The 5229-nt window shown below is 66.3% G+C and carries 4 protein-coding genes and 2 pseudogenes; 1 reads left to right on the forward strand and 5 read right to left on the reverse strand.

What is annotated here, in order from left to right; genetic code table 11:
• Positions 1-271, forward strand: a pseudogene (locus ACFE65_RS17395) (transposase zinc-binding domain-containing protein); the annotation flags it as partial.
• Positions 272-503: 232 nt separating this feature from the next.
• On the opposite strand, the pseudogene istB reads toward ACFE65_RS17395, so the two are convergent.
• From istB to ACFE65_RS17420, 5 genes and pseudogenes are all read right to left on the reverse strand, one after another.
• Positions 504-1300: pseudogene (gene istB, locus ACFE65_RS17400) on the reverse strand (IS21-like element helper ATPase IstB).
• A complete protein-coding gene (istA, locus tag ACFE65_RS17405; protein WP_375383621.1) occupies positions 1297-2826 on the reverse strand; it encodes an IS21 family transposase in 1530 nt (509 codons plus the stop codon). Before istA ends, istB begins: the two are co-directional and overlap by 4 nt.
• A 145-nt stretch (positions 2827-2971) precedes the next feature.
• Entirely contained in the window at positions 2972-3082 is a 111-nt protein-coding gene (gene tnpB, locus ACFE65_RS17410; RefSeq protein ID WP_375383622.1) for an IS66 family insertion sequence element accessory protein TnpB, read from the reverse strand.
• Positions 3079-3465: a transposase gene (locus ACFE65_RS17415; protein WP_375383623.1), complete on the reverse strand. Its 387-nt coding sequence runs from the start codon at positions 3463-3465 to the stop codon at positions 3079-3081. Before ACFE65_RS17415 ends, tnpB begins: the two co-directional genes overlap by 4 nt.
• 213 nt (positions 3466-3678) lie before the next feature.
• Positions 3679-4899 carry a tyrosine-type recombinase/integrase gene (locus ACFE65_RS17420; RefSeq protein WP_375383624.1) on the reverse strand — a complete coding sequence of 407 codons (1221 nt, stop codon included), beginning with the start codon at positions 4897-4899 and terminating at the stop codon, positions 3679-3681.
• Positions 4900-5229 lie beyond the last annotated feature (330 nt).

Consider the following 5229-nt stretch of genomic DNA (forward strand, 5'->3'; position numbering starts at 1 on the left):
ATTGGCGGGTTGCGTATAACAGCTGCCGCAACCGGCATTGTCCGCGGTGCCAGGGCGCGGCTGCGCGCACCTGGCTGGCCGAGCGCGAGGCGGATTTGCTCCCGGTCGGTACTTCCACGTCGTGTTCACGCTGCCCGCCGAGGTCGCCTTCCAGAACAAGACCGCGGTCTACGGCCTGCTGTTCCAGGCGGCGTCCGAGACGATGACGACGATCGCAGCCGACCCGAAGCACCTCGGTGCGCGTATCGGCATCACCGCGATCCTTCATACCTGTTGGAGTGGACGACCCCCAACGGCCATCGAATGTGCCAGGATGAGGTGTCAACGCTTAAACGAGGGAGCTGCCCGTGGAACAGCCTATCAGGATCGGAATGGATACGTCGAAAAGTGTTTTTCAGCTTCATGGAGTGAATGCTGTAGCGCGACGATTACGGTGAGCGGTGCGCGTCAACTAGGATGAGCGCCTGTGGGTGTGGTGGTGGTCGTCTAATTGCCGCTGCGCGTCAACCGGGGTGGATAATTGTCGCGGAGGTGTCGGTTGCGGCAGCGGCCCGGCCCTCGGCGGTTTTGCGCCGGTAGCTGGCGGTGTTCATTTCCAGGATGATGGCGTGATGGACCAGCCGGTCGATCGCCGCGACTGTCATGGCTGGATCGGGGAAGATGGCGTCCCAGGCACCGAACGGCTGGTTTGCGGTGATCATGATCGAGCGGCGTTCGTATCGCGCGCTGATGAGCTCGAAGAGGACCGAGGTCTCCGCCTGGCTTTTCTGGACGTAGGAGAGGTCGTCGAGGATCAGCAGGCGGTATTTGTCTAGCTTCTCGATGGCGGCGGCCAGGCGCAGTTCCTGGCGGGCGGTCTGGAGCTGCTGGACGAGATCGGTGGTGCGCGTGAACAGGACCCGGTGCCCGGCCTCGACGAGGGCGTGGCCCAGGGCGGCGCTCAGATGAGTCTTGCCGACCCCGGGCGGTCCGAACGCCAGGATATTGGTGCCGGTATCGAGCCAGCTATCGCCTTGGGCGAGCGCCGTGATCCTGGCACGGCTGATCATCGGCACCGCGGCGAACTCGAACGTATCGAGCGTCTTGCCGACCGGCAGGCGCGCTTCGGCGAGATGCCGGGCGGTTCGGCGGTTGGCACGTTCGGCGACCTCGTGCTCGAGCAATGTGGCGAGCATGCGCGCGGCAGGCCAGCCCTCGTTGTCGGCGGTCGCGCCGATGTCGGGCAGAGCCTGGCGACGGTCGGCAGGCGAAGGCTGGTGAGCAGCAGCGGGAGGCGTGCGGTATCGGTGGTGATGGTCATGCCGCCAGCTCCCCGTACAGACCGCCGAGCAGCGGATCGTAGATACTGGCGCGGGGCATCTCGATATGGATGGCGGGTGCCGACAAGGTCGCGGGTGTGAAGCGTGCCCGCAGACAGCCAAGATCGGGCAGCTCGCCGGCGTCGAGCAGCGCATCGAGTGCGGCCGCCAGATCGGCCTCGACGCCCTGATCATGGGCCAGCGCCAGGAGACCGACCATCGTCCGCGCCGCCTCGCGGGTGGACTGGACCAGGATCAGCGCCTCCCAGGCGCGGCGATAGGCGGTGCGCGGCCAGAGCGCGTCGCGATACGTCAGGCCTGCCAGCGCACCGGGCTTGGCGCGCAGCGAGCCGATGACGTGCCGATAATCGACGATGTGCGTCGTCGTGCGTCCCGCCTTCTTCGACGGCGCCCGGCCGCGCGGCAGCGTCAGCAGGTGCGCGGCTCCCAGATAGGCGTCGATCCGGTCGTCATGGACGCGCAGATGCAGCCGATGCCCGATCAGCCGGGAGGGCACGGTGTAGAAGGCATGGCGGAACGAGAAGCCCGACGAGCTGGTGACGCGCACGCTCGCCTCCTCCCAGGTCAAGGGAGCCGATGGCGGTAGCGCCCGCAGATGCGCCCGTTCGATCTCGATCGCGTCGGCGTGACGCCGGTTGTGCTCGGCGATGACGCCCGCGACGAAGGCGCGATAGGCGTCCAGCGTTACGAAGTTGGACGAGCCGCGCAGCATCAGCGCCTGCTCGATCCGGTCCTTCACATGCCCATGCCGGCTCTCGATCGAGCCGTTCTCGTGTGCGACGCCGCGGTTGTTGCGGGTCGGCACCATGCCGTAATGCGCCGTCAGCGCGGCAAAACGCCGGGTGAGGTCGTCGGCATCGTCGGCGCACAGGTTGCGGAACGCTGCCGACAGGCTGTCGGAGCGGTGCTCGGCAGGCACGCCGCCCAAGGCTGTAAGCGCCGCGGACAGGCCCGAGGCGAGCGCGGTATAGCTCTCGCCTCCGAGCACGATCTCGCCATGCTCGAAGCCGGAATAGACCAGCGCGAAGTGATAGAGCCGGTGATCGAACGGCTGCCCGGCGATGCTCACGCCGAGCCCGCCCAGATCGGTGAAGTCCGACAGCCCCATCCGGCCCGGGGCATGGGTCTGCGGGAACATCGCCTCGCGGTCAGGTCCGTGCAGGGCGCGCCAGGTCCGGATCCGCCGCTCCAATGTTCGCCGGACCGCACGATCGATCCGCTCGGGGTGGCGCCTCGCCAGCTCGTGCAGGATGGTGATCGGGCGAAGCGCAGGCGCCGCCTCCAGCATGGGCACGATCTCTTCGTCCCAGATGCCGTCCAGCGGATCGGTTCGGGTCCGGTACTCGCGCACTACCTTGCGCGACGATGGCGGTCTGGGATCGCGTTCGATCCGGCGGCCGGTCGCCACCGATATGCCGGCCATAGCTGCAGCGGTCGCCTGCGATCGGATAATACGTGCTGTCATGTAGAGCCTCACTTGCTGGTCGTTGACATGTCTGCCCGGCATCGTCGGCCTCCCTATGGAAGACAGACGTCACTGAGCACGACCCACAGGTGAAAGCCGAAGCGGTTGGGGGTCAGCTCCCGCTCGGGCTACGCCCTCCCGGAAGCGGACCCCCAACCGCTCATCCTAATCGACGCTCTTGCGCTCATCATTGTTGTCGCGCGGCATGAACCAGCGCGGCCAGCCCGTCGAAGCCCTTGCGCATATCCGTGATACCGGCCGCCAAGTACACCCGGACGCCGGCCGGTGGGCCAATCACCCGAACCCGCCCAGCACGGTCTTGAGGACCCGCGCGTCAATGGGTGGAGCAAGACGGATGCGCTGCCCGCTCGAGCCGACCACCTCGACCACGCCCGGCCCCAGCGCCTCCGGCTGCGAGGATGAAGGGGCACTGGCCAACTCGACCGGCACGAACGCCGGCGCCGGCAGCTGCGGCGCCTCGACCGACACCCCGTCGCGCAGCAGCACGCGCCGCCAGCGATACACGAGTGAGGAGCACACCCGGTGCCGCTTCGCGACATCCGACACGCTCGCCCCCGGCATCATCGCCTCCGACACGATCCGCGCCTTGTCGTCGTCGCTGAACCGTCGCCGCGGCTCCGCCCCACCCGCGCCCGAACCGTCGATAACCCACGTAGCCATAGTGCCGCACCAGTGTCTGCCACAGTGCCGCACCTGTGGCTCGCGGCTCACATCACCCGCAAGGCGGGGCAGACCGGACGCTTACCCCTTGTTGTTCCCCTTGGCTGGAGATCGTGGTGGACGCGGTCTTCTACGCGTAGCCCGACATCCCGATTCCCGTGACTGCCCCCGAAGCGGCGCTGTGGCGACGGGTCTGGAGCCGAAAAATGAAGCTCAAGTCGGGCCGGGAGATGGCAGCCCGCCAAGGACTTTTTCTACGCGGTCGGCCCAAGTCTGCAGCGCCACCCGTTTCTCCTTGACGTATTTGTAGAGGTGGTAGACCCCGGCCACGCCTCCCTGAGTGCCAGATACGTGGTTGAGCACGGCTTCCGAATGCTCGATCGGAATGGTCAATGCGGCGCAGCCGGTCGCGAAGGTGCGCCGGAGATCGTGCATCACCCAGGCGGGAACGGCGGTCTTCGTCCTCGCGGCGATCAGGACGTCGATCGCCTTCTTCGACTTGCTAAAGCCGGAGATCACGGTCTTGCCGTTCGTCGTGAGCACGAAATCCTCGTCGCTGCCTTGCGCTCGGACCGACCGCAGCAGCTTCACCACCTGACTGCTGAGTGGGACGAGGTGGCGCCGCTTGTTCTTGGTCCGCGAGCCTGGGATGATCCACTCGCGCTTCGCGAGGTCGATCTCATCCCAGCGCATCCCGGCGACCTCGCGAAGCCGCTGCCCGGTGAGGAGTAGGAGCAATACGAGCGTTGCGAACTGCCAGGTGATGCCGTTCAGCGCGCGCACGAGCAGCCTGATCTCGGTATCGGACAGGACTCGATCGCGCTTGGACTCGGGAAAGGGCTTCGTAAGCCCGAACATCGGCGAGTCCTCAAGGCGGTCGTGCTTCATGCCCCAGGTGAACATGCGGTTTAGCCACTTGTGCGCCTTGTTGGCTGCCGAGCGGCTGCGGTCTCCGACGTGTGCCAGCAGGTCCTTCACGTCCTGCTTGCTGATGGCGAGGACCGACTTGTCCCCGAACTTCGGTCGCAGGTCGCGGTCGAACGTGCCCTCGATGTCCTTGCGGCTGCGCAGTCCTCCCGCGACGACGTGCTTCTCGATGAAGCGGTCGGCGAAGTTGCCGAACGCGAAGTGCTCCCGCTCGCTGGCATCGGCGGCGCTGACCCGTTCGGCGTCGGCCTCGGCGTTGGCCGGATCGACCCCATCCGCCACGAGCTTCATTAGCTCGACAGCTCGGTCGCGGGCGGCTTCCGGTGTCCACGGCGAGCCGTGCGTGCCAATGCGGAGGCGGCGGTTCGGACCTGCGCCCCGGCCAACCCGATATTGGAGGATGTAGGACTTGCGTCCTTGCGCGGTCATCATCACGCCGAAGCCTCGGACCTGGTCGTCCCACAGCCACGTGCGCGCGCCCGCGGCCGGCTTCTCCATCGCGTCCACCGTCCGTTTCGATACCCTCGCCGTTGCCACCTCATCACTCCTTCGCCCGTTGCACTCACCCGGCACTCACGGCGTGGGAAACCATGGGCAACGGAGAGCAAGTGTGGCGTAGCGTATTCCTGGCGGGACGAAGACGAAACCCACGCCAAGCAAGGTTAGGTAACGCAGTCATACACTTACGGTAGACTTGGTAAGGCTGAGGTCGTGAGTTCAATCCTCACCGGCAGCACCAGTTTCAGTACGTTAGAGCGATCGAGCCCTACTGGGGCTATGCTGGCGTAACTGCTCACGGGGTTGGCGCATGACGGCTTGATCAGGCGACTGCGAAGC

The organism is uncultured Sphingomonas sp. (assembly GCF_964237335.1).
GTDB lineage: Bacteria > Pseudomonadota > Alphaproteobacteria > Sphingomonadales > Sphingomonadaceae > Sphingomonas.